Origin of the sequence: Caulobacter vibrioides OR37, assembly GCF_000372645.1 — a bacterium.
Lineage (GTDB): Bacteria > Pseudomonadota > Alphaproteobacteria > Caulobacterales > Caulobacteraceae > Caulobacter > Caulobacter vibrioides_E.
Window position 1 is genome coordinate 1 of sequence record NZ_APMP01000059.1, and the last position, 2016, is coordinate 2016.

Below are 2016 nucleotides of genomic sequence, written 5' to 3' on the forward strand. Positions count from 1 at the left end.
CCCTGGATGGACGCCAAGCTTTCGCCGGACGAGCGGGCGGCGCTGCTGGACAAGGCGCTGACGCTGGACGAGCGGATCGGCCTGCTGCACGGGCCGATGTCGATGCCGATCTTCGGGATCAAGAAGCCGGAGGGCGCGATCGGGTCGGCCGGTTATATTCCTGGCGTTCCGCGCCTGGGCGTCCCGGCCGTCAACGAGAGCGACGCCAGCCTGGGCGTGACCAATCCGCTGAACGTGCGTCCGGGCGACGGGGCCACGGCGCTGCCGTCGGGCCTGTCGCTGGCGGCGACCTTCAACACCAGGCTGGCCTATGAGGGCGGGGCGGTGGTCGGGCGCGAGGCGCGGGCCAAGGGCTTCAACGTCCAGCTGGCCGGCGGCGTCAACCTGGCGCGCGACCCGCGCAACGGCCGCAACTTCGAATATGTCGGCGAGGATCCGTGGCTGGCCGGCAACCTGGCGGGCGCGGCGATCAAGGGCATCCAGGACCAGGGGGTCGTCTCGACGATCAAGCACTTCTCCCTGAACGGCCAGGAGACCGGCCGCCACTTCGCTAACGCGGTGATCGACGAGGCCGCCCACCGCGAGAGCGACCTCCTGGCCTTCGAGATCGCCATCGAGAAGGGCCAGCCGGGCGCGGTGATGTGCGCCTACAACAAGGTCAATGGCGACTACAGCTGTGGGAACCACCATCTGCTGAACGAGGTGCTGAAGGGCGACTGGGGTTACAAGGGCTGGGTGATGTCGGACTGGGGCGCGGTCCACGCCACCGACTACATCCTCAAGGGCCTGGACCAGCAGTCGGGCGAGCAACTGGACGCCCAGGTCTGGTTCGGCGCGCCGTTGAAGGCGGCCGTCGAGAAGGGCGAAATCCCCGCCGCGCGCCTGTCGGACGCCAGCCGTCGTATTCTGCGCTCGATGTTCGCCGCCGGCCTGTTCGACAAGCCGGTCGCGCCGGGCGGGGCCATCGACGCCGCCGCCAACGCCGAAACGGCCCGCGCCGCCGCGGCCGAGGGCATTGTCCTGCTAAAGACCCGCGACGACCTGTTGCCGCTGGCCAAGACCGCCAAGACCATCGCCGTGATCGGCGGCCACGCCGACGCCGGCGTGCTGTCGGGCGGCGGCTCGTCCCAGGTCGTGCCGCCCGGCGGCGCCAAGGCCGTGATCCCGCTGGGCGGCGAGGGCATGATGGGGCCGTTCCGCAGCGAGTACTTCAACGGCTCCTCGCCGCTGGCGGCGATCCGCAAGGCCGCGCCGGAGGCCAAGGTGACCTTCGACGACGGTCGCTACCTGTCGGCCGCCGTCGCCGCCGCCAAGGCCGCCGACGTGGTGGTGGTGTTCGGCAACCAATGGATGGGCGAGGGCGAGGACGCGCCGGACCTGTCGCTGCCGAACGGCCAGGACGCCCTGATCGCCGCCGTCACCGCCGCCAATCCGAACGCCATCGTGGTCCTGCAGACCGGCGGTCCGGTCTCGATGCCCTGGCTCGACAAGGCTGGCGCGGTGATCGAGGCCTGGTATTCGGGCGCGAAGGGCGGCGAGGCCATCGCCGACGTGCTGTTTGGCGTGGTCAATCCGTCCGGCCGCCTGCCGGTGACCTTCCCGGCGTCGATCGAGCAGTATCCGCGCGTCCAGCTGCCGGGTCTTGGCCTGCCGGAGAAGACCCCCTTCGACGTGGTCTATTCCGAGGGCGCGGACGTCGGTTATCGCCGCTTCGCCGCCACGGGCCAGAAGCCGCTGTTTCCATTCGGCTACGGCCTTTCCTATACCAGCTTCGCCTACGCCAATCTGAAGGTGACGGGCGGCCAGACCCTGACGGTCGCCTTCGACGTGACCAACACCGGCCGGCGCGCCGGCAAGGACGCGCCGCAGGTCTATCTGACTGACGCGGCGGGCAAGGCGACCCAGCGCCTGATCGGCTTCGAGAAGATCGACCTCAAGCCTGGCGAGACCCGCCGCGTCACCCTGACCGCCGATCCCCGCCTGCTGGCCAGCTTCGACGCCAAGGCCAAGCGGTGG

1 protein-coding gene is annotated in these 2016 nt (G+C 70.1%); it reads left to right on the plus strand.

The features are described 5' to 3' along the window. Positions 1 to 2016: beta-glucosidase family protein (locus tag OR37_RS20465; RefSeq protein ID WP_004625273.1), on the plus strand; the 2016-nt coding region annotated here is incomplete at both ends.